The sequence below is a fragment of the Campylobacter concisus genome (assembly GCF_902460535.1).
Classification (GTDB): Bacteria; Campylobacterota; Campylobacteria; order Campylobacterales; family Campylobacteraceae; genus Campylobacter_A; species Campylobacter_A concisus_AS.
Genome location: NZ_CABPTV010000002.1, coordinates 160,286 through 182,829, shown reverse-complemented (window position 1 = coordinate 182,829; position 22,544 = coordinate 160,286). Strand labels below are relative to the sequence as shown.

At 39.9% G+C, this 22,544-nt stretch carries 21 protein-coding genes and 2 pseudogenes; 3 read left to right on the top strand and 20 right to left on the bottom strand.

From position 1 onward, the window contains the following. Positions 1-181 precede the first annotated feature (181 nt). From FZ945_RS02540 to FZ945_RS02520, 5 genes are read right to left on the bottom strand one after another with little or no spacing between them, the layout of a single operon-like run. The gene (locus tag FZ945_RS02540) at positions 182-364 is read right to left on the bottom strand and encodes a hypothetical protein (RefSeq protein WP_148802283.1); all 183 of its coding nucleotides are present in this window, start codon (positions 362-364) and stop codon (positions 182-184) included. Positions 365-424: 60 nt separating this feature from the next. Continuing rightward, a complete protein-coding gene (locus FZ945_RS02535) occupies positions 425-1,114 on the bottom strand; it encodes a response regulator transcription factor (protein WP_148802281.1) in 690 nt (229 codons plus the stop codon). Between the two features lie 3 nt (positions 1,115-1,117). Then, a complete protein-coding gene (locus FZ945_RS02530; protein WP_148802279.1) occupies positions 1,118-2,767 on the bottom strand; it encodes a sensor histidine kinase in 1,650 nt (549 codons plus the stop codon). Positions 2,768-2,814: 47 nt separating this feature from the next. Beyond that, positions 2,815-3,435, bottom strand: a complete 621-nt coding sequence (dsbI, locus tag FZ945_RS02525; RefSeq protein WP_148802277.1) for a protein-disulfide oxidoreductase DsbI — start codon at positions 3,433-3,435, stop codon at positions 2,815-2,817. 8 nt (positions 3,436-3,443) lie between these two features. Further along, positions 3,444-4,100 (bottom strand): thiol:disulfide interchange protein DsbA/DsbL, encoded by a 657-nt coding sequence (locus FZ945_RS02520; RefSeq protein ID WP_148802275.1) that lies wholly within the window; start codon positions 4,098-4,100, stop codon positions 3,444-3,446. 240 nt (positions 4,101-4,340) lie between these two features. On the opposite strand from FZ945_RS02520, the gene FZ945_RS02515 reads away from it, so the two are divergent. After that, a complete protein-coding gene (locus tag FZ945_RS02515; protein WP_002940712.1) occupies positions 4,341-4,985 on the top strand; it encodes a ferritin family protein in 645 nt (214 codons plus the stop codon). A gap of 111 nt (positions 4,986-5,096) precedes the next feature. After that, positions 5,097-5,387: a DUF5339 domain-containing protein gene (locus tag FZ945_RS02510; RefSeq protein WP_103637931.1), complete on the top strand. Its 291-nt coding sequence runs from the start codon at positions 5,097-5,099 to the stop codon at positions 5,385-5,387. 38 nt (positions 5,388-5,425) lie between these two features. Here the strand turns inward: FZ945_RS02510 and FZ945_RS02505 are convergent, their stop codons facing one another. The 13 genes and pseudogenes from FZ945_RS02505 to FZ945_RS02440 all read right to left on the bottom strand — a co-directional run bounded on the left by FZ945_RS02505 (position 5,426) and on the right by FZ945_RS02440 (position 17,388). Continuing rightward, positions 5,426-5,656: a DUF2798 domain-containing protein gene (locus FZ945_RS02505; protein ID WP_107929928.1), complete on the bottom strand. Its 231-nt coding sequence runs from the start codon at positions 5,654-5,656 to the stop codon at positions 5,426-5,428. Further along, positions 5,653-6,126: an NAD(P)H-dependent oxidoreductase gene (locus FZ945_RS02500; protein ID WP_262367137.1), complete on the bottom strand. Its 474-nt coding sequence runs from the start codon at positions 6,124-6,126 to the stop codon at positions 5,653-5,655. The genes FZ945_RS02505 and FZ945_RS02500 overlap by 4 nt, the downstream gene beginning before the upstream one ends. Positions 6,127-6,240: 114 nt before the next feature. After that, a pseudogene (locus tag FZ945_RS02495) lies at positions 6,241-7,623 on the bottom strand (tannase/feruloyl esterase family alpha/beta hydrolase). 196 nt (positions 7,624-7,819) lie between these two features. Continuing rightward, entirely contained in the window at positions 7,820-8,500 is a 681-nt protein-coding gene (locus tag FZ945_RS02490; RefSeq protein WP_148802273.1) for a putative quinol monooxygenase, read from the bottom strand. A 13-nt stretch (positions 8,501-8,513) separates the two neighbouring features. Further along, positions 8,514-9,029: a hypothetical protein gene (locus tag FZ945_RS02485; RefSeq protein WP_148802271.1), complete on the bottom strand. Its 516-nt coding sequence runs from the start codon at positions 9,027-9,029 to the stop codon at positions 8,514-8,516. 50 nt (positions 9,030-9,079) lie between these two features. Beyond that, positions 9,080-10,516, bottom strand: a complete 1,437-nt coding sequence (locus FZ945_RS02480) for a subtype B tannase (RefSeq protein WP_148802269.1) — start codon at positions 10,514-10,516, stop codon at positions 9,080-9,082. 10 nt (positions 10,517-10,526) lie between these two features. Next, on the bottom strand, positions 10,527-11,093 hold the full coding sequence (locus tag FZ945_RS02475) for a flavin reductase family protein (protein WP_148802267.1): 567 nt from the start codon (positions 11,091-11,093) through the stop codon (positions 10,527-10,529). 20 nt (positions 11,094-11,113) lie between these two features. After that, positions 11,114-11,890, bottom strand: a complete 777-nt coding sequence (locus FZ945_RS02470) for an SDR family NAD(P)-dependent oxidoreductase (protein WP_148802265.1) — start codon at positions 11,888-11,890, stop codon at positions 11,114-11,116. Further along, positions 11,887-12,528, bottom strand: coding sequence for an NAD(P)H-binding protein (locus FZ945_RS02465; protein WP_148802263.1), 642 nt, complete (start codon positions 12,526-12,528; stop codon positions 11,887-11,889). The genes FZ945_RS02470 and FZ945_RS02465 overlap by 4 nt, the downstream gene beginning before the upstream one ends. Before the next feature lie 29 nt (positions 12,529-12,557). After that, positions 12,558-13,703 carry an iron-containing alcohol dehydrogenase gene (locus tag FZ945_RS02460; RefSeq protein WP_148802261.1) on the bottom strand — a complete coding sequence of 382 codons (1,146 nt, stop codon included), beginning with the start codon at positions 13,701-13,703 and terminating at the stop codon, positions 12,558-12,560. Positions 13,704-13,787: 84 nt separating this feature from the next. Next, on the bottom strand, positions 13,788-14,462 hold the full coding sequence (locus FZ945_RS02455) for an anaerobic ribonucleoside-triphosphate reductase activating protein (RefSeq protein WP_148802259.1): 675 nt from the start codon (positions 14,460-14,462) through the stop codon (positions 13,788-13,790). A gap of 88 nt (positions 14,463-14,550) precedes the next feature. Further along, positions 14,551-16,833: pseudogene (locus FZ945_RS02445) on the bottom strand (ribonucleoside triphosphate reductase). A gap of 327 nt (positions 16,834-17,160) precedes the next feature. Continuing rightward, positions 17,161-17,388, bottom strand: coding sequence for a hypothetical protein (locus FZ945_RS02440; RefSeq protein ID WP_148802255.1), 228 nt, complete (start codon positions 17,386-17,388; stop codon positions 17,161-17,163). A 271-nt stretch (positions 17,389-17,659) separates the two neighbouring features. Here FZ945_RS02440 and FZ945_RS02435 point away from each other — a divergent pair, with 271 nt between their 5' ends. Then, a complete protein-coding gene (locus FZ945_RS02435) occupies positions 17,660-17,911 on the top strand; it encodes a helix-turn-helix domain-containing protein (RefSeq protein WP_002940731.1) in 252 nt (83 codons plus the stop codon). Between the two features lie 29 nt (positions 17,912-17,940). On the opposite strand, the gene FZ945_RS02430 is transcribed toward FZ945_RS02435, so the two are convergent. Together FZ945_RS02430 and FZ945_RS02425 are read right to left on the bottom strand one after the other, a co-directional pair. Then, positions 17,941-20,316 (bottom strand): ribonucleoside-diphosphate reductase subunit alpha, encoded by a 2,376-nt coding sequence (locus tag FZ945_RS02430; RefSeq protein ID WP_148802253.1) that lies wholly within the window; start codon positions 20,314-20,316, stop codon positions 17,941-17,943. Between the two features lie 106 nt (positions 20,317-20,422). Then, a partial coding sequence (locus FZ945_RS02425; protein WP_187424146.1) for a pentapeptide repeat-containing protein occupies positions 20,423-22,544 on the bottom strand: 2,122 nt, incomplete at its 5' end.

Here is a 22,544-nt window from a genome sequence, read left to right as displayed (position 1 = left end):
TTAAGAAAAGCCTAAGTTTAGGGGTTAATAATGTGTAAATTTTTTATAAATGTGTGAAAATTTTTATATTTATCTATAAAAATTTTAAAATTTTAAGTTTTTGTTCATCAAAATGGTATAGTAGTTGATAAAATAACCCAAAAATGTCACAAAATTTTTTTCATTTTAAACGCATAAATTCTTAATTCAAAAAGCCTTTATCTAGCCTTATTACCGCTAAATTTAGCCTTTTTATATCAAAATGTTTTTTATTTATAACTATTATAAATTTATCCCCACTTGTGACATAAATTTTCTTAAGTTTATCTATCAAATTTTGCAAATTTTTATCTATTTTTCTATAAATTTTAGCTAGTAGTGACATAAATTTATCACTACTTTTAAGATATTATTAGATAAAAATATTAATTTTGCTATTTTGAATTTATGCTTTTTCGCACTCAGCGACCAAGATATACCCACTCTCGCTGATGTTTTTAAATTTCACGCCAAGCTCGCGTTTTAGGCGAAGCACGACATTTTGTATCGCAGCCTTGCTCACCTCGGTGCTATCATAGACAAATTCCTCTATCATCTCATAAGTCACGAGCTTGTTTAGGTTGTAGGCAAATAGCCAAAATATCTTATTTTGCAAGAAACTAAGGTATAGCTCGCTGCCATTTTTATAAATTTTCTCTTTTTTTAAATTTATACTCACCTCATCACTTAGGCGCACTAGCTTCTCATCTCGCTCAAAGCTTAGGCTTATCAGCATCGATCTAAGATCCTTTATATCGATAGGTTTTTTCAAAAACAAGGTCGCCCCCTGCTCATAGCTCTTGATCAAATTTTCATCGCTGTCGTATGAAGTAAAGACGATAAATTTCTGATGAGGCTTTAGCTTTTTTATCTCGCTCATCATCTCAAAGCCATTAAGTACTGGCATGTGAATGTCGCTCATCACGATGTCAAAGCCCTGTTTTTTAAATTTCTCCAGCCCATCTTGCCCATCTTGTGCGCCTACGACCTGACCGCAGTATGGCTTAAGCCCAGTGATGATGAGCTCCCTTGCCATCTCGTCGTCCTCAGCTACTAAGATAGATACTTTTTTTAAAATTTCTAGTGCCTCTTGCATCTTTTAACCCTTTAAATTCTTATCAAAGCTTAGCTCAAAAATCGTTGGCTTTAGGTTGTGCGCAAGCGTGATGTCGCCATTTAGCTTCTCACGTGCGAGCTTTTTAGCGAAGTAAAGTCCTATGCCATTTCCTTGTTTTTTAGTCGTGTTTAGCCATGTAAAAATTTTCTTACTCATCTCGTAGCTCACGCCGCCGCCACTATCATAAACGCCGATGTAGCACTTATCTTCAAAGCTTCTAAATTTAAGCTCTATCACGCGTTTTAGCGGCTCATCTTTGTAGCTTTCAACTAGTGAGTCCTTTGCGTTGTGGATTAGGATTAGTAAAATTTGCTGGATGATGTTTTCTATCTGACAGACCTTCATCTCTTCAAAACCGCTAAATTTCACGCTCACGTTTGCACGGCTAAGCTCTGTGTGCATAAGTGTTATTAAATTTCTAACGCTTGTTTGGATGTCAAATTCGCTCACATTTTCAGCGCTTTTATAAAAATTTCTAAAAATTTCAATTGTTTTTGAAAGAAGCTCGATCGAGCTTTGCCCTTTTTTTAATAAATTTAAAAGCTCATCATCACTTAGCTTACCCTCTTTTTTTAGCATTATCGCCGAGCTTAGCATCAGTTTTAGCGAATTTACTGGCTGGATGAACTGATGACTTATGCCGCTTATCAGCTCCCCAGCCTCGCTCATCTTGGCTCTGTGCGCTAGCAAGGTCTCATACTCATCTTGCACCTTTTTTATCTTGTTATACATGAAGTTGTGCAGGCTGTTTGCCAAAAATGCAAGTGCAACGAAGGCAAAGAGTAAATTTAGGGCGTTTTTTAGCGCCTCTCTTGTCATGGCTAAAATTTCTTCTTCGTTGTTTGTGCCAGCTCCGATAAACCAGTTCATCGTCGGTATCTCGGCTACTTGGATCAAATTTTGCCCTATCTTTAGGCTAGTGATGTCTTCATCTTTTAAAAATAGCTCCTTAAATTTCTCCTCGATCTCTCTTTTAAGCGTTATATCAGCCATCGATGTGAGGATCTCGCCACTGTGTGTTACTAAAAATGAGTAAGAATTTGGCGCAAGGCTAAAGTTTTTGATGCTATCAAAGATAGTGCCTATGCGCACGACGCCACAAAGTGCCGCCTCAAATTTATCATCCTTTTCAACTGGCACGCATAAATTTAAAGTTGAGTCCTTTAAAATTTTGTGATTTTGCATGAAATTTACGCTTGGGGCATTTGTATTTTTTGTCTCGACATACCAGATAAGCCCCGCTCGCTCGCGCTTTGACATCACCTCTTCTGAGATCTTTTGCCCATCTACAAAGATCTCGCCATCCTCTCTTAGAAGCTGCATGAGATCAAATTCTTTCGCATTTTCTTTAAAGAGCTTTATGAAATTTGCCACCCTAGTATCGTCATCTATGATGCCAGAGTTTTGGATAAATTTTGACGCACGAATGAGTGAATTTAAGCGCTCATCAAGCCAAATTTGAAAGTTGCTAACGATGTTTTTACTAACTGCGATGTTGTTTTTATCAGATAGCTCGATGATCTTTTCTTTTGCTTTGTTGTAGCTATTTAGCCCAAGAAGCACGACAAAGAGGCTTGCTAGCAAGATGATCGCATAAATTTTAATATTTTGTGATTTTAAATTAATACCCATGCGTGCAGTATATCCTAAGTTAGCCCAAAAATAGGGCTAACTAAAATTTATTTCGTAAAAGATAAGAGCTTTGAAACAAGCATAAGTGCAAGCACAACAAAGCAAATGCCAAAGCCAAGCAGCGTGCAATCCGCCATCGACATAAATTTAGACGACGGCACAAGATACCAGCCGTCTGCGTAAAGATCCACTATGCTCTTTTGCAGATCGCTTAACACCGCGCCATCAGGCACCATAGGGCTGTCATAGCCACAATCGCCCGTTGGCATAAACCAGTCAGGCGCCCACTTCTCAAGTGGCAAGCCAAATGGATAGTGTGGCTCAGTCGAGCAGCCCTGCACGCCAAAAGGATCATCGCCATGCACCGCATCGTGGATTTTGGCTAGCTTTACGCTATACATTATGCCCTGCACCGCTCCCCAAAAGGCAAAGACGTAGCCAACTAGAGCAAAGAGCAAATTTTTTGGGTTTATGATAGCGATCACGCCGCCAAGCGCCATGCACAAAAAGGCAAAACGTATATAGACGCACTGCTCGCAAGGCGGCATATAAGCGTAGTTTTGAAAGAGCGAGTGCGCGATAACGACAAGCGCGACGCTCATAAAGACTAGGATCGCCCAAGAGATGCGTGAGTCTTGAAATTTAGCCATTTTTTTAAAAAAGCTCATGTGGCGCCTTATTTTTTAAGAAGCTCTTCGATGAGTGCTGCCATGCCGTCAAGTGAGCTGATTGATTTTGTCATGATGAGATATTTGCCATTTACGACAAATGCTGGCACGCCTTGAATTTTAGCCACATCATAGCTCTCATCCCACTTTTTAAGTAGCTCAGTCACTTTTGGATTAGCTAGCTCTTTTTCATAGTCTGCTTTGCTAACGCCAGCAGCATCAAGCCCAGTCTTTAAAAAGCCATCAACATCTTTGCCATCACCCCAGCGCTCTTTTTTGTCGTGATAAGCTTTGTAGTAGGCAAATTTAGCCTTTTTAAATAGCGAATTTTCATCAAATAAACTAACACCCTTTGCCTCGTCCATAGTGATAAGCACGGCAAAAACCTTGCTCGCAACCTCGCCATAATCGCCCTTTGTCTTTAGGTGAAATGGCTCGTATTTTAGACCAGGGATTTTCTCAACTACCTTTGGAGTGACACTCTTGTCGTACTTGTAGCAAAATGGGCAAGCATAGCTAAAAACCTTAACTAGCGTATTTTGTCCGACACTTAGTGGTTTTTCAAGCTTGACGTAGTCTTCGCCCTCACTAAATGCACTAGCACTTATCGCAACTGCAACTGCAACGGCAAAGATAGCCTTACTAAATTTAGATAGAAAACTCATGATGATCTCCTTTGGATGATTTATTTTGAGTTATTCTACAACCAAGCTCAACCGCACTTTTAACGCTAGAATAAATTTTGGCTGAAATTTATCTATTTTAAATTTATGATAATGGATTTGGTGATTTTGTTTTTTGTTAAATTTTATAAAAATAATATACGTTATCAATAAAAATTATTATTTACATATTTTAATTATTTGGTTATAATCCGCTCAAATTTTATCAAAATAGGAGTCAAAATGAGACAGTACGAAACATACAAATGCGAAAAATGCGGCAACGAGATCGAAGTTCAAAAAGTTGGCGGCGGCACATTAACCTGTTGCGGCGAAGAGATGAAGTGCGTGACTGAAAATTTAACAGCGGTAAATTTGATGAAGGCATTTGCTGGCGAGTCACAAGCTAGAAACAAATACGAGCTTTACGGCGACCTAGCCAAAGAAGCTGGCTATCACGCGATAGCCAGACACTTTTACGAGGCAGCTGAGAACGAGAAATGGCACGCAAGGGCTGAGTTTAAGAAATATCACGAGATGATGAACGATCCGATCGATAAGATGGATAAAAATTTACTTGACGCTGCAGCTGGCGAAAACTACGAGCATACGACGATGTATCCAGACTTTGCAAAGATCGCAAAAGAAGAAGAGCTAAGAGATGTTGAGAGGCTATTTAATGCGATTGGCAAGGTTGAGGTTGAGCATGAGAGAGAGTATTTAGAGCTTAAAAAGATGCTTGATGAAGAGGGCTTTTTTGAGAGCGATGAAGAAGATATCTGGGTTTGCGAGGTGTGCGGACACGTTCACAGAGGCAAAAAAGCTCCGGGCGCTTGCCCACTTTGCAAAGCTCCAAAAGAGTATTTTAAGCGCGAATTCTTAGGCTAAAAAAGCCAAAATTTAGCCAAGGCGCTTGTCTTGGCTAAATTTATAATTTTTTAAGCACAAAATCACCATTTTAAATGTTATACTTCTCCAAAATTTTCACAAGGAGAAAATATGAAAAAATCACTTCTAGTTTTAGCTACTCTTGGCTTTGCACTAAGCCTAAACGCTGCAGATCTTACAGATACTTGCAAGTCTTACTTCTCAGACATCGATAAGATGGTCGAGGCTTACAAAAAAGCTGGTCAAGAGCAACAAGTAAAAATGTATGAAGATCAAAAGAAACAATCAATGGATCAACTTGCTGCACTTCCAAAAGAGCAACAAGACGCTACTTGCAAACAAGCTAAAGAGATGTTTGCTCAAGTAATGGACCAAATGAAAAAACAAGGTCTTTTAAAATAAACCTTCACGTGGCTAGGCTCTCTAGCCACACTTCAAATTTAACTCTCTTTTTTACATAAATTTTGCGTGATCTTTGCAACAGACGGCGAAACTAGCAAAAGCACAGGATACGCCACTACAAAGGCTTTTACATAAGCAGTTAGCCAAATTTTCACAAAGCCATCAACAAAGCCAAGATTTAGATACGTGAGCACAAATGACATAAAAAACGCCATAAATGCTGACATTATAAACGCAAAAACATATCTATAAAATTTCGCCGGTATCATGAAATATTGCCTATCAACTCGCCTAGTCTTCTTGCATGATCAAGTGCCTTTTGCTTCATCAAAGCAAGCTTTGCCTCATCGTGCCTGCTCTGATATGATAGCCCTCCGCTATAAACATATCCTGCAAACTCCATGCCACACATATTTGCTAACGCCTTAAGTGGCGGCAAAAACTCCTCTATCTCGTAGCGCTGAAGCGCCTCTTTTTTATAGAGCTCCTCAGGCGCGCCAGAAGTAAATGAAAGCACCAGCTTTTTGCCACGTAACTTATCTCCCTTGCTGCCATGAGAGAAGCCATGAACTAGCACATCTTCAAGCCACTTTTGTAAAAGCGATGGCACGCCGTACCAGAAAAATGGATAAACAAGCACGACCACATCAGCCTTTACAAGCTTTTCTTGCTCAGCTTTTACATCGATCACGTAGTTTTTATAAAGCTCGCTTAATATGTCAAATTTAGCCTCTGGCAAGTGCTTTTTAGCTCACCCAAGATAATCTTATTTGCAAAGGAATTTTAAAGGTCAGTGTGACCTGATACGACTAAAATTTCACTCATTTTCGCCACTTAAATTTACTTTTTAAATTTACTTGCAAACAAAGCTACTTGCCTTGCTAGCGTCGCCGCCCACGTATGTAGCCACCTTTGGATAGGCACACACTAAAAATTCCTTGCCAGCATAGCTCTTACTTTTTGCTAGCATGCTCTTTGGCGCTTCGCCCTTTTCGTGCCACGCCTCAAGCGCACCTAAAGGATCGACGTCATCTATGCCGTTGCCGCCACCGCAGTGATTTAGCCCTGGCAGTGCAAAAAATGCCGCGAAATTTTGACTATTTTCATTATCAGCCTCTAGTTTTTTAAACCAGTCCCTCTGATCTTTTGCCGAGAAAACTGGGTCTGAGACGCCAGTTACGATGATTAGCTTACCGCCATTTGCGCTAAATGTGTTAAGGTCTGTTGAGATGGCGTCATTTATCGCCGCAGTCTCGAAAGTCTTTGGCGTGTCTTTGTCAAAGTCAAAATTTATCGTGTCAAAATTTGGCTGCGCTGGCGTCAAAAAGTAATAATTCACCGAGCCACTTTATAGCGTGATATTTCTAGCGTTTGGCTTGGCGTTTTGCGAGTCGCCCAGCTTCCACTGCCTCCAGCCATCAGCGCTCACGCCTGAGTCGTAAAACCAGCCGCTATAAATTTGCTCACCCTTGCTGTTTTTGGCTCCGTTAAAGATTTTCTCTATCACTGCTATCTTTTGCTTTGCTAAATTTAAACTTTTTGGATCAAATTTGCACGTTTCCCACGCATTTATGATCCCATCTTTTAGTCCGTCTAGCCTGTCACATTTGTCTAGTACAGCCTGGCTTAGCTTCTCAAGGTCTTCCTGCGTTAGGGCATTTGCAAAAATTTTCTCACCTTTTTCATTTTTTGGAGCTATTTGCATAAGCGCTTGGTTGTCCCACTGCTGAGCGATCGCCGCACGAGATAGCCTAAAGCCAGGGTTTGCAGCGATAACGCCGTCAAATTCTAGCGGATAGCGCTGTGCTGCCATGAGTGCTGCTCTGCCGCCATTTGAGCAGCCCATAAAGTAGCTATGTTTTGGCTTTTTATCATATGCGGCGACTAAAATTTGTTTAGCTGCATCTGCGACCTTGCCGATCGCCTGATAGGCGTAGTCTAGCCTTGCTTGCTGATCCAGCCCAAACTCAGCCGTTGGTTTTGGATGTCCTGAGTTTGTAGTAACGACCGCGCAGCCTCTAAGAAGCGCTGGTGTGGCTGTGCTTGTTCGTATCGGCACCGCACCAAGAGCAGGCGCTACAAAGCCGTCCATACCGCCTCCGCCTTGAAACAAAAACTTCTCATTCCACTGCTCTGGCAGCCTTAGCTCGTAGTCTATGCCGTACTCTTTGCCATCCGAGCCTACACGCCTATAGAGCTTGCCGTGCACCACGCAGTGAGGCTTTGCTTTGATCATATTTTTACTGCCACCAGTTAGCGCAGACATCCTATCGGCCGAGACTTCACCGCTCTCGTTCCAAACCGCATCTATCATCTCATTGTTTAAAATTTTCACATCTTTTAAGCTCTCGCATCCTGCCTTATCAAGGGCAAAAGCCGTGCTGCCAATGAGCGCTAAGGCGCAAAAAAGTGAAATTTTCTTCATAAATCTCCTAAAATTTTACCTTGCTAAATGAGGTCTCGTTTTTTAGGCCAAAGCCGTCAAATTCATCTATTAGCCCTGCTCGCTCTTTGGCGTAAGCCTTGTAGTTTGCGCTGTGGCGGTAGCTCTCAAAGCTAGCTTCGTCTTTGTAAATTTCAACCAACACCCACTTGTTAGGCGCGTCTTTTTGACTAAAGGCAAACTGCGCGTAAGCTCCCTCATCTACGCTTTTTTGCATATATTTTTTCACTAGCTTTTCAAATTTCGCATCGCTCTTTGCCAAAAGGCTTAAATTTGTGATGTGAAAGTAGGCATCTTTTAGCCTCTCTGGCGTTAAATTTTTAGAAAACGTAGCCCGTTTTTTCACGCTTATAGCCTTTTTACTAGCCAAAATTTCAGCGCTCGCACTTGCAAATTTCTTATAGTGCGCTGAAGCTACATGCTTTTTATAAGCCGCCTCGTCCTTGTAAAACTCAAGCAGATAAAATAGCTCTGGTTTGCTCTTTGCGCTCGCAAAAAAGATCGCCTGCGTGTCTGGCTCGCTCTTTGAGCTTAGTATATTTTCCCTGCCAAGCTGTCTCAGCAAGCTCTTGTTATTTGGCGTTGAAAGCAGCTCCTGTAAGCTCACTTTCGCCTCCGCCCCAAAGGCAAACGCCGCCAAAACCGCTAGTAAAAATAGCTTTTTAAACATCAAATTCCCCTTATCACTTCGCCTTTTTCATATCAGCCTTAGCTTTTATCTCTTCTGCGCCTTTTAGATCAATCTGTGCTTTTTCAAAGGCTTTACGTGCTTTTTCTAAGCGGTTAGAATTTTTCGTGCTTGGGTTATCAGCATAGGCTTTTTCTGCTTCTTCTAGCTTAAATTTCTTGTCGCCATAGCTCTTTTGTGCTTTTTCAAGGTTATTTGTAGCTTTATCGCCACCTAGTAGCTCAGCCTTTGAGGTGACTTTACCAGTGACTGGGTTTCTACCGATAGTCATATCTAGTTCTCGTTTAGCTCTAGCAGCGGTCCCGCGATTGACAAAACACTCTTCTTTTCCACCTATTAGCGTACCACCAATTAAACGCGGTAAATTTTTAGGATCGTTGCAATCAACTTCCTCTTTAGCTACTTGCCCTTTATGTTTATTAAAAACATCAGAATTTACCTCAAAGGCATTTAAATTTATGCAACCAAGAAAACCTGTAACAAATACTGCAATTAATGCTTTATTTCTCATCTTTACTCTCCTTGAAAATTTTAAAATTTCTCATACTTTCTCCTTTAAATTTATCTCTCAACCACTCTTTTTATCCAAGCAAAAAGCTCGTCTAGGTCGTAGTCGCCGCCGTGTCCTTGCCCCCAGACCGCTTCAAAATCAACCTCTTTGCCAGCATTTTTAAGCGAGAGTGCGAGCATAGCAGGCACGGCAAGGGCTAGGTCGGTGTCGTTTGTGCCCTGCCTTATGCGGTAAAATTTCGCCGCCTCTTTGTTTGCGGTGTAGTTCATCGCATTCATCATCTTTATGACGCTAGCCTCCGCCATCTCGCCCACGCTACGCTCTTTGGCAAATTTAGTAAAGTGCTTTGCAGGCGTTTTGCTGTCGCCAAAAAGGTCGTTTTCAGCATTTTCAAGAGCTAGGCCGTCAAAGGCAACTGGCGCTTTGGCACGTTTTAGCGAGGCGATGAAGTCTTCTAGCTTAAACGTATATCCAAGCTCGCAGCCCTGCGTGTCAAGAGTGATAAATTTAGGTGTAAGCGTGCTTTTATCGCTGTTTTTTGTAGCGGTAAATGCCTTTGAGATGAGGGCGTTTATATACTCTTTGAAGCTGCCCTCGCCATTTTCATCAAGGCTTAGTGCGTGGCCTTTGGCGTCTTTTAAATTTAGCGAGTTTAGATAGGCTGGGAATTTACTCTTTAACTCGCGTGAGAGCTCTTTTTGTGTGGCGTTTAGCTCGCCTACTATCATCTTTGGCTTTTTGCTCCTGTCGTTAAAAGAGCCCGCGTCAAGGCTTGAAAAGTCTATCCTTTCAAATTTATCCAAATCCCCAAACATCCACTCATACGCCTCATCCTCATGCTCTAAATTTATAACAGGACAATAGGCTGAGACTGCATAAATTTGATCGTCCGCCTTTGCAGCGCCTAGCTCGCTAAGATATGGTTCGTACTCTTTTGCGTTTGCGCTAGCGCCAAGAAGTGCCGACATCGCGCCGCCTGCGCTCGTGCCGTTTGAGATGATCTTATTTGCGTCGCCTGGCATAAATTTATCGTTAAATTTAAGATATCTAACGGCCGCTTTTAGATCGACTATCGCAGCTGGGGCTTTGCCGATGAAGCGCTCGCCATCTTTTAGCGTCCTGCCCCTAGCGCCAACGCTTGCCACGACGTAGCCTCTAAGAAGCGCTTCAAGAGTGGCATTTGGCTTTTCGTTTTTGGTTTCTGGCTTTTGAGGTTTGGTTGGCATGTAGCCGCCGATAGCGTTTGGCATAAAAATGGCCGTAGTCTTATCGTCAAATTTACCCTCTGGCACGTAGAAATTTAAGACCTCGTAGTCGCTAGCTGGCTTTGCCACATAGACTATGCCCTCATAGGCTCTAAATTTAAGCGTCCTATCACCAACTTGCACGCTTTTTAGCTCAAATTTACTCTCATCAAATTTAAGTTCATTTCCGAAGCAAGCACCTACTAAACAAACCCCTAAAACTAGGCATTTTGCACTTTTCATACTTCGTCCTTTAACCGATAATGGCTGCCTTTTCCTCAAATTTCGCCGCTCCGTCAGCATAAAACTGCCCGCCAGCTATGTAGTGAGGCGTCCTTAGCCCATCATCTAAATTTTCAAATTTCCAGTGACCACCCTCAAAAACGCGCGTATCGGCGTAGGCTGCCAATACTTTGGCCTTAAAGAGGTCAAACTCACTCTCGTTTTTGGAGTCTTTGATGATCTCGCAAACCATGTAGGCTGCGCACTCTTTTAGCAAAGGCACGCCATTTTCGTAAAACATCTCCACGCCAGCAAGCTTGTTTTTGTCGCTGTGCATGCTGGTCGTGCCAAGTCTTGCGATAAGGGCGGTATCTTTGAAAAATGGCACACAAAGGCCAAATTTACCGCTCTTTTCAAAAAGCGTGCGTGTAAATGAGCCAGAGGCTACGACTGCTGTTACCTTGTCGTAGTCTAGCGGGCAGACCCAAGAGGTGCTCATCGCGTCCTCGACGCCCTCGTGGCTTGCGCAGATGATGAGCGTTGGGCCGTGGTTGATGAGGCGGTAGGCCTTGTTTAGATCAACTTTTTGTAGTGCCATTTTGCTTCCTTGATTTGGCTTTATTTATCTATATTTTTTGCATCATACTTGAGGGCATAGTCAAATTTTGGCTTACTTAGACTAAACTCAAAGCTATCTCTATCGACCGAGCCAACGCAGTAATGGCTATCATAAAGGCGAAGCAAAAACTCCGCCATCTGCTCGCTCGTGTGATACTTTTTAAACGCCTTATCGTAGTCGTAGCTCTCTTTGCTAGTTGCCACCATGCCAAATTCTGTCTTTGTGGCAGCTGGGGCCAGCACTTTTGCCTGCATCTTTGCCTGCTTGTCCTGTGCTAGCTCGTGGTAAAGTCCCTCGCTAAAGGCACTTACGAAAAATTTGCTAGCGCAGTATGTGACGGCATTTGGCACGATTTTGTAGCCGCCTATCGAAGAGATGTTTATAAGCTGCGTATCTTTGTCTTTATATTTTTTAGTAAAGAGCGTTGAGAGCGTGACAAGAGAAATGATGTTTAAATTTATCATCTGCGTCACTTTCTCTAAATTTTGCTCGCCAACCTTGTTATAGTCGCCAAAGCCAGCATTGTTTATAAGCGCTTTTAGCTCAAATTTTTCTAAATTACGCCAAAGAGCTAGGACATTTTCTTGCTTTGAAAGGTCGCAAATTTCTATCACGACCTCTACGTCTGCAAATTTAGCTATCTCGCTTTTTAGCTCTTCTAAAAGCTCCCTGCGTCTTGCAACAAGGATCAAATTCTCCCCGCGCCTTGCAAATGCCTTTGCCACCGCCGCTCCTATGCCTGAGCTTGCCCCAGTGATCACTATATATTTTTTCATTTTGTAAATTCCTCCGGACTATAAATTTTCACACCTTCATTGTGGTCGTCTTGCGCTACTTCCACGATCACTTTAGCGATGTCAGCTGCCCTCATCGGACGATACTCGTCAAAAAAACCTTTTGGGATAAATTTAAACGCCTTTATCGCCAGATACTCGCCTAGTCTAAATTCTTTCCTATCAGCCTCGATAAGTGGCAGCCTAGCGATATGAAATGAGCTATATCCAAGCTCTTTTATCTTCGCTTCTGCTTGACCTTTTGCCTTTAGGTAAAACGAGCCTGACTTTCTGTTTGCGCCTGCAGCCGAGAGCAAGACAAAGCGTTTTGCGCCGCACTCCAAGCCAAATTTGGCGAAATTTATCGGATAGGTCACATCGACTTTGTAAAACTGCTCTTTGTGCTTTGCCGCCTTCATCGTCGTGCCAAGCGCGCAAAATACGTCATCAGCGATAAATGGCACCTCATCTTTAAAATCATCAAAATTTACTATCTTTACTTCAAGCTTTTCATGAGTAAATTCTAGCTCATGCCTAACAAGAGCGACCACCTTGTTATAGTGCTCACTCTCGCATAAATCTTTTAAAATTTCACTTCCTACAGCGCCGCTGGCTCCTGCTATAAGGGCGACTTTTTTCATGTTTATCCTTTGTAAAATTTGGATAAATTCTATCTCGCTAAGGCAAAAATTTCGCTTATGGCCTCTTTTGTATAAATTTGTTCCAAGCTCCTGCCCTTGGCGTAGTCATAAACTAGCGCCATGATCTCGTCTAAATTTGACTCATCGACACCAATTTCTATGAGGCTTGTTGGTGTGCCGATCTTGCTAAACCACTCTTTTAGCTTTTCAATGCCTGCGTCTGCGCCATCTACGCCAAAAATTTCTTTGCTAAAGCGCTTAAACGCCTTTAAATTTCTACTCTTATACCACTTCATCCAAGCTGGCATAACCACACTTAGCCCAGCCCCGTGCGCGCAATCAACCACCGCACCTATGGCGTGCTCGATCATGTGATTTGGATATGAGTAGCCAGCCGTGCCGACGTAAGTTAGGCCATTTAGCGCCATCGTCGCAGCCCAGGCAAACTCGCCTCTAGCGTCGTAGTTTTCAGGCTCTTTTAGTAAAATTTCAGTCGTTTTCATGACCGTTTTGATGTTTGCTTCGATGTATAAATTTATGATCTCAGGCTGGATGCTCGCCGTAAAGTAGCCCTCAATGCTGTGAGCGATGATGTCTGAGGCTGAATAGACCAAGTACTCCTTGCTAACGCTTGCTTGAAGCAGTGGGTTTATCACCGACACTTTTGGGTAAAGACAAGCGCCGTGCATGGCAAATTTCTCTTTTGTGGCTTCATTTGTGACGACTGCGCCGCCGTTCATCTCTGAGCCAGTTGCAGCAAGCGTTATGATGTCAAAGATCATAAGCGCTTCTTTTGGGCAATTTCTAGTAAAAAAGTCCCAAACGTCGCCGCTATATTTTGCTCCAGCAGCTACGGCCTTGGCACTATCAAGTACCGAGCCACCGCCTATGGCTAGCACGCTATCGACGCCCTCTTTTTTAGCTAAATTTATAGCCTCATTTACCTTGCTTAGCACTGGGTTTGACTTCACGCCACCTATCTTGCAAAACTCGATGCCATTTGCGCTTAGGCTCTTTGTGGCAACGTCAAAAAGTCCGTTTTGTATGATCCTGTCGCTGCCATAGATGATGAGCGTCTTTTTTGCGCCAAATTCTTTCATATATTTGCCGATGTTTTGCTCTTTGTCTTTGCCAAATTCTATTTTAGTAGGGTTTAAAAAGCTGAAATTTTGCATAGTTTTCTCCTTGTTTGCTTTTGTGATTTAGGGTAAATTTTAGTTAAATTTTCTTATTTTTAGTTATTTTTATCTGCGCTAAATTTAGAAATTTCTTAGTCTGATAGGTAGTTTTGATGTGATTTTGTCTGGATCGAAGCTGTTTTTTGGATCACCTAAGCCTCCAAAATTTTCGCCAGTGTTAAAGAATTTTTGTAAGAAATAATCCCCTCTATATCCAAGTTCAAAAAGTAGCTCTGACATCTCAGAGATATCCTTTTCGCTTAGCAAGTCCGCATGCACGGTCGTTCTCACTTCAAATTTAAAATTTATCTCAAGCAGATATCTAAGCGTGGCAGCAAATTTCTCATATAAATTTGAGCCAGTGATGCCTATAAATTTCTCTTTTGGAGCTTTAAAATCAAGCGCGATGTAGTCAATCAGCCCCTCATCTATCGCCTCTTTCAAGACGTCACGATATGAGCCGTTGGTATCAACCTTTAAGCTAAAGCCACGTGCCTTTACCTCACGTGCTAAATCAAAAAATAAAGGATTCGCTGTGCATTCGCCACCGCTAAAGACGATGCCATTTAGCTTGCCGACCCTGTGGTCTAAAAAGTCGCAAACTTCGCTAAGGCTTATAGTGCCATTTGACTTTGCAACATCAATGTTGTAGCAGTATCCACAGCGCATATTGCAGCCTGCAAACCAGATGACGGCAGCTACTTTATCAGGATAGTCAAGCGTCGTAAATGGCGTTATACTAAAAATTTTTTGCAAATTTAAAACCCTATGTGAATTTTAAAGGCACAGAGGATGTGCCTTTTTTTAAAAAAACGTATTTTATACTATTTTTTAAGATTTTGTGTTACTTTTTGCAGCAACTTGCGTATTCGTCAAATTTAACACGCTCTTTGTGCTCGCCTTTTTTACCGAGATTAAAGCTCTCAACTGGTCTGTGATAGCCCATAACACGAGTATAGACCACGCATCTTGTGCGTTTGTCTTGCACTTTTTCTAAGATCTCTTTTTCTGTCATTTTCTCTCCTTATTTGGATTTTTTCTTTTCATTTTCTATCAGCTCTGCATCACAAAGCGGGCAAAACTCATGCTCGCCAGCTATGTAGCCATGCTTTGCGCAGACGCTAAAGACCGGCGTTATCGTGATGTATGGGAGTTTGTAGTTTGAGATTATACTCTTTACAAGCTCTTTGCAAGCTTTAGCCGAGCTTATGCGCTCTTTCATATATAGGTGAAAGACGGTGCCGCCAGTATAGGCGCTTTGTAGCTCATCTTGCAGATCAAGCGCCTCGTAAGCGTCGTCTGTGAAATTTGCAGGTAGCTGGGTCGAGTTTGTGTAGTAGATATTATCGCCCTCGCCTGATTGGATGATGTCTGGATAGCGCTTCTTATCCTCTTTGGCAAAGCGGTATGTAGTGCCCTCAGCTGGAGTTGCTTCAAGGTTGTATAAATTTCCGCTCTCTTCTTGAAATGTCCTTATCTTATCGCGTAAAAAGCCAACCATCTCAAGGGCAAATTCTCGTCCAAATTTAGTTGAAATGTTCTCTTTATCGTCAGTGAAATTTCTAAGTAGCTCGTTCATGCCATTTATACCGATCGTGCTAAAGTGGTTGTTAAAGTGCTTTAGATACCTCGCCGTGTAAGGATAAAGCCCTCTTTCATACATCTCTTGGATAAATTTACGCTTTTTCTCTAGGGTTGATTTAGCTAGCTCTAAAAGGTAGCTAAGCCTGTTATAAAGTGCGACCTTATCGCCTTTGTAGTTGTATCCTAGGCGAGCTAAATTTATAGTGACGACGCCGATCGAGCCAGTCATCTCAGCACTTCCAAAAAGACCGCCACCACGCTTTAAAAGCTCTCTTAGATCAAGTTGCAAGCGGCAGCACATAGAGCGCACGTGACCTGGTTTGTAGGCGTTTTCGTTCTCTATCTTGTTGCCATTTTCGTCATAAGTGTATTGCGAGCCGATGAAATTTTGAAAGTAGCTTGAGCCCATTTTTGCGGTATTTTCAAAGAGCACGTCCGCCACTTCGCTATCCCAGTTAAAATCCTCTGTGATATTTACCGTTGGTATAGGGAATGTAAAAGGCTGTGAGCACTTGTCACCAGCTGTTAAGACCTCGTAAAATGCCTTATCTATGCGCGCCATCTCAGGCTCAAAGTCCTTGTAGGTCATATCGATCAAATTTTTCCTACCACGCTCGTTTGCTTTTTTCAAAATTTTCTCATCTTTTACATTTGTAAAAAGGTGTATATCATCGCTCGTTGGGATCTGATCTCTTAAGTCGCTTGGGCATGTGATGTCTATGGTTACGTTTGTAAATGGGCTTTGTCCCCAGCGTGCAGGCACGTTTAGGTTGAAAATAAAGCTAGTGATCGCCTTTTTGATCTCGGCGTCGCTTAGATCGTCTTTGAAAACATAAGGCGCAAGGTAGGTGTCAAAGCTAGAAAACGCCTGAGCGCCCGCCCACTCGCTTTGCAAAATTCCTAAGAAATTTGCCATCTGATAAAGCGCCTCTCTAAAGTGCTTTGGCGCTTTGCTCTCGACCCTGCCACGAACGCCGTTAAAGCCCTCATTTAGTAAAGCCCTTAAGCTCCAGCCAGCGCAGTATCCTGTGAGGCAGTCAAGGTCGTGGATATGGTAGTCGCCGTTTCTGTGAGCAAGACCTTCTTCTTTGCTATAAACAGCGTCTAGCCAGTAGTTTGCTATGACTTTGCCAGCTGTGTTGTTTATAAGGCCTGCGTTTGAGTAGCTCGTGTTTGAGTTTGCGGAAATTCTCCAATCGGTGCCGTTTATATACTCATTTATCGTTTGGGTTGAGTTTATATAGGTCGTATCTTCGTTTAGCCCTAAAATTTGCTCGCGTTGGAGCTTGTGCGTGTGGCGGTAGAGCATGAAGCTCTTTAAAACTTCAAAATGTCCGCCGTCAAATAGATCTTTTTCTATCGCATCTTGGATGTCTTCGACTGTTATTGCACTTGATTTTTGAAAGATATCTTGGACTACATTTGTAAAAACTTGCTCGTCATAAGCTTTATTTTCGCTTGCAAATGCCTTTTTGATCGCATCTACTATCTTGTATGCCACAAATTCTTGCCTTGTGCCATCTCGTTTTAAAATTTCACGCATAACTTGCTCTTTTCTGATTATTTTTTTGATATGGAGTTTAAAAGTATAGGACAAGAAAGCTTAAAAGATAGATAACTATTTTCTTTTGTTTAATAATATTTATCAAAAAATATAAAATTTTAAGATAAATTTTTAAGGATTATTTATCTATTTTTTCGTGATTTTAAATATAAATTTTATTATTTAGCTTAAATTTTTTTTTAATTTTTAATTTTTATTTTTTATATTTTTATTTAATGCATATAAAAATAGACTACGTAAAAATGTAAAATTTAAAACTGTATTTAAAAAAATAAAGTATTCAAGGCTACTTATATAGCCTTGAAATTAAGCGTCTTGGTTTTCATCTCTCTTTCTTAAAATGGTTTTAGCCATATCTTTATCTATGCCGCTACCATATTTAGCAATTTTTTTTAATTCATCGTCATCAAGTTGTCTTAACTCAGCATGCCTATTTTTAACTTTTACCCCTTCGCTAAATGCAAATTTACCAATTTCAACTAATCCTTTTCCTATGCCTACAATAATATCTTTTGCAATTTCACCTACACCCATAACTATCCTTTTAGGACAATGGCGAAAGAGCAATCTTTACACTTCTGCATTTAGGACAATAATTAGGTGTTCCGCTCCCTGCCCTACTCGTCCATTCGTATTTACAATCTAGACACTTAGCTCTATACACAATTATTTTTGAAGATGCATTTTTATCAGCTGCGTTAGCCATAAAACCTCCTTTTTACTCTATTTATTATCCTATAGGATATAGATAAAGGAATGCTATCAATATATAGTTTAAAATTTTATTAATCCTATAGGATAAGGTATGTATGAAAGCATAAATTCTTTTAGCGAAGATGAAATTTTAAAATTTTACGAAAACATATCAAAAAGAGTAAGAGAGTTAAGAGAAAGTCATAAAATTTCTCAACTAGATATGGCGCTAAGTATAGACATTAAATCAGCTGCTTTTTACTCCAACTGCGAGAATAATAAATATGGAAAGCACTTTAATTTAGAGCATCTTTATAAAATTTCAAAGATCCTAAACATAAGTTTAAATGAATTTTTTATTTAAGAGAGAAAAATCTCTCTTAAATTTGATTATTACTGACATCCCTCGCATTCGATCGAGCGGTCGGCCACGTCGTTTAGCTTTTCGCTGTCTGGTGACTCGGAGCGTAGATAGTAGGTTGATTTTAGTCCAAGCTCCCATGCAAGCGTGTAAATTTCACTTAGATATCCGCCGCTTGCTTTGTCTAGGCTCATAAATATATTTAGACTTTGACCTTGATCGATCCATTTTTGGCGGATCGCGCCTGCTTTTATCAAAATTCTCTGATCAAGCTCGTAAGCTGGCGTGTAAAACTGCCAAGTATCAGGGCTTAAATTTGGCACGACATTTGGGATCATACCACTTAGGTTGTGCTCGAACCACTTGCGTTTATAGACTGGCTCGATAGTCTGAGTGGTACCAACAAGGATCGAGATCGAGCTAGTTGGAGCGATCGCCATTAGGTAGCCGTTTCTCATGCCGTCGCGCTTGACCTTTTCTCTTAGCTTGTCCCAGTCGCAGACATTTTCGTCAAATAGCCCACCTTTGTCGTTTAAAAGAGCTTTTGCGTTCTCATTTGCAGTGTCTATCGGCATGATGCCTTTGCTCCATTTTGAGCCTTTAAATTTTGGATAGACGCCCTTTTCTACGGCTAAATTTGAGCTAGCGTAGATGGCGTTGTAGCTTATGTTTTCCATTATGCTATCAATTAGCGCCAAATGCTCATAGCTGCCCCATTTTACGTTTTTCTCAGCTAGCATTTGCGCTTCGCCCATGACGCCAAGGCCGATCGAGCGAGATGATAGGTTTGTATGTTTTACCTTTTTGTGCGGGTAGAAATTTAGATCGATAACGTTATCAAGCATCCTAATAGCTATCGGCACGACACGCTCGATGTCCTCTTTGCTATTTATCTTGCTTAAATTTATACTTGCAAGGTTGCAAACTGCCGTTTTGCCCTCGATGCTCTCTTTTTCTACGATGAAAATTTGCTTGCCTTTTAGGCTATCAAGCGCGCTAAGCTTTTTGGCTTTTTTAGTTATGCCACTATCGACCGTGACGTCTTCTTCTTCGTCAAATAGCTCCTCGCCGCCGTCTTCATAAGTGATCTTGATCTTATAGTAGTTTGGCGCTGTATTTTGGAAAATTTCGGTGCATAAATTTGAACTTCTGATGATGCCTTCGTGGTCGTTTGGATTTGCTTTGTTGGCATTGTCTTTAAAGCATAAAAATGGCATGCCCGTTTCAAAATAGCTAGTTAAAATTTTCTTCCAAAGCTCTTTTGCAAGGATGGTGTTTTTCTGGATATTTTCGTCGTTTTCATACTCTAAATATCTCTTCTCAAACTCCTCGCCGTAAAGGTCGCAAAGGTCGCTCACTTGAGCTGGGTCAAAGAGGCTCCAGCGGCCATTTTCTTTAACACGCTTCATAAATAGGTCGTTTATCCAAAGCGCAGGGAAAAGCTCGTGCGCGCGGCGTCTCTCTTCGCCTGAGTTTTTACGAAGATCGAGAAAATCGCTCACGTCCATGTGCCAAGGCTCGATATAAACAGCGATCGCGCCCTTTCTAGTGCCTAGCTGATCGACCGCCACTGCGATGTCGTTTGTCACTTTTAAAAATGGTATGATACCGCCAGCTGCGTTTTTGTGTCCGTCGATACTACCACCCATCGCGCGCACCTTGCTCCAGTCCCAGCCGATACCGCCGCCAAATTTTGAAAGTAGCGCCATCTCTTTGTAGCTATCAAAAATGCCCTCGATATTATCAGGCGTGCTGCCTACGTAACAGCTGCTTAGCTGGTGGCGTGTGGTCCTTGCGTTTGAGAGCGTTGGAGTGGCTAGCATCACTTCAAATTTAGAGATGAGGTCGTAAAATTTCTTAGCCCAGCCTTGGCTGTCTAGCTCGTTTTGCGCAAGAAACATCGCGATCGCCATAAACATATGCTGTGGTAGCTCGATCGGCATACCGCTCTTATCTTTGATGAGGTAGCGATCATAAAGCGTCTTGATACCAAGGTATGCAAATTGCAGGTCGCGCTCAGGCTTGATGTAAGCGTTTAGATCCTCAAGATCATACTTCTCTTTTAGCCCAGGGATGATGCGGCCTACCTTTTCGCCCTTTGCGAGGTAGTCTTTTAGGTGGTTGTAGCCGTTAAAGCCAGTCACTTTGTGATAAAGGTCGAACAAAAATAGCCTCGCAGCGACAAATGTCCAGTTTGGGCGGTCGATGTCGATCTTATCAACTGCTGTTTTTATAAGAGTTTGCTGAATTTCCTCAGTCGTTATCATATCTCTAAACTGGATTTTTGCATCTACCTCAAGCTCGCTAAGACTTACGTTGCTAAGCCCTAGAACCGCTTCGTTTGTATATTTTTTGATCTTGCTGATATCAAGCTCTTCTGTTCTACCGTTTCTTTTGATTACTTTCATTTGCTCTCTTTCTTTTTTATAATTGTTATAATTGTATCTAACGGTTGTTTTTAAACTACTTAGAATATTCTTATTTTTTACCAATAAGCAATTACAACTCTTGCAACTATGATACTATTGAATTTTTGCGTGATGTTTTTGCTAATGAATATAAACATAAAATCATAACAATAACGTATAAAATATATGTTGATTTGTATGTTTGCGAATTTATTTTATCTAGTCTTATAACCCTATAGAATTCCAGATATTCGTCGTATTCTTTTATAATATTTTTTAACTGCATCATAACATCTTTGCTGTTATTGATGGCATCAGTTAATTTCTTTTTCTCATTTAATATCTCGTCTCTTGCCTCTTTTTCGTTGTTGTAAACTCTAAAAAATTTTAACAATCGCAATCTAAATTCATCTTTTATTTCCATATCTTTTAATGTTCTAACATATTGTCCATTAGCTGCATATGTCAAATCTAACGCAATGGATCTATTTTTATTATCTTTTAAAATATTATTTAGTTTGTTTGTATTGTCAATATTTTCTAGAATTTTGTTCAAATCGTCTTTTGTATTCCTTTGAAATAAAAATCCAAAAATACTTTCAAGTGTTGCTTTATTTGCCATGATTATTTCTTTTTGATTCGCTATATTATTCACAGAGAAACTCACATTATTATCGATACTATAATCCCTAAATGATAACGTTGTTAAATTTGATAGAAATTTATAATCGGTATTACTTAATTTTTGGATTAAATTTTTATTTTCTATGTTTTCTTTATTAAAAATATTTAATGTTGGATTTATAATCTCTGGAACAATAAATAGTGAAAGCATTAATCCAACGTAGCTAAAAAACCTTGTAAAAATAGTTACAATATTTATATTTTTTATAAAAATATAATATGAAAAAATCAAAAATAGGACGTATAGCAAAACACCAAAGGCTATATATGAAATTTGTGGTAATAAAAAGAGAGTAATTACAAAAATAAGATATAAAAATATAATTACATGAGTGCTTAATTCTGTTATTTTTTTATAACTTTTCATTATGACAATTATGGGGAGAGAAATTAATAAAATACTTATAACAATATACATCGATTCAAATTTGTTGTATACAATCCAGTGGTTGATTTTATTGATACAAAATAAATATAATCCATAAGTTGCAATTACAGATACTGTAAAGTGAAAAATTTTATTTAAATTTGTATGATGATCACTAGTTTTTCGGTATATAAGTAAACTCATATATTCAAACCATTTTGTGAAGTCAATTATATTTTTTGAATTAATTTTATGCCACCAAATATAAATTTTTCTTTTCAGACTAGATTTTTCTGTAGAAAACAAATAATTTAGCATATTATTAAGTATAATAACAAAACTACATGATAAGTATGATACAAGAAATACTGGGAACGCAAAAATACATTCTATAAATATTGTTGTATTAATGATGGCTTTAAATAAAAGTACAACAGTATTTTTTAGTATAGAAAACAAAAATTTTAAAAAACGAATTATATTAATTTCTTCTTTTTGTGGCTTTTTTAAAAACTTTGACTGCTCGTCTTGCTGCATTGTTTGGTTTTTACTATCCGCCAATGCGTATTCCAGCTCCATTTCCTTACAATAAAGCTCTGCTTTGTGATGGTTGCTTGCATCTACTAGATTCTCATTTTGATTTAACATGTGTTTTAATATAGAAAATGAGTTTCTAAAGTCAGAATATACTTTTTGATAAATTTCTGTTTCAGTAGCTTCTTTATTGTTTTCAAGTCTTCTTTTTATCTCTTCATCACAATCTTGTTTTATACTACTAAAACTATGCGAATCAAATTTCATATTAATTAAAATCGGCTTTTCTGAGAAAGTTGCACTACTAAAATTTGGCGTTTTATGCAATCTTACTCCATAAAAAGAAGCTAATTTTTTAAATTCGCACTCGTGAAAATCTGTAAATTTCTTAAACTCGGAATTGTTAAAGTAGGCATTGTCTTTAAAAATAGTATTTTTAAAATTAGTGAAGCCGTCAAATTTATTATTTTTAAAATTTGCATTTTTAAAAGTGCAGTCGTTAGCTATAAAATCACCAAAAACATTGCACTTTATAAAGGTAAATTTTTGAAATTTAGCATTCTTTATATTTATATCTGATTTAAAAGTACACTTTTTAAAGGTAATCTTTTTAAAATTTGTTGAAGCAAAGTTTATATTATAT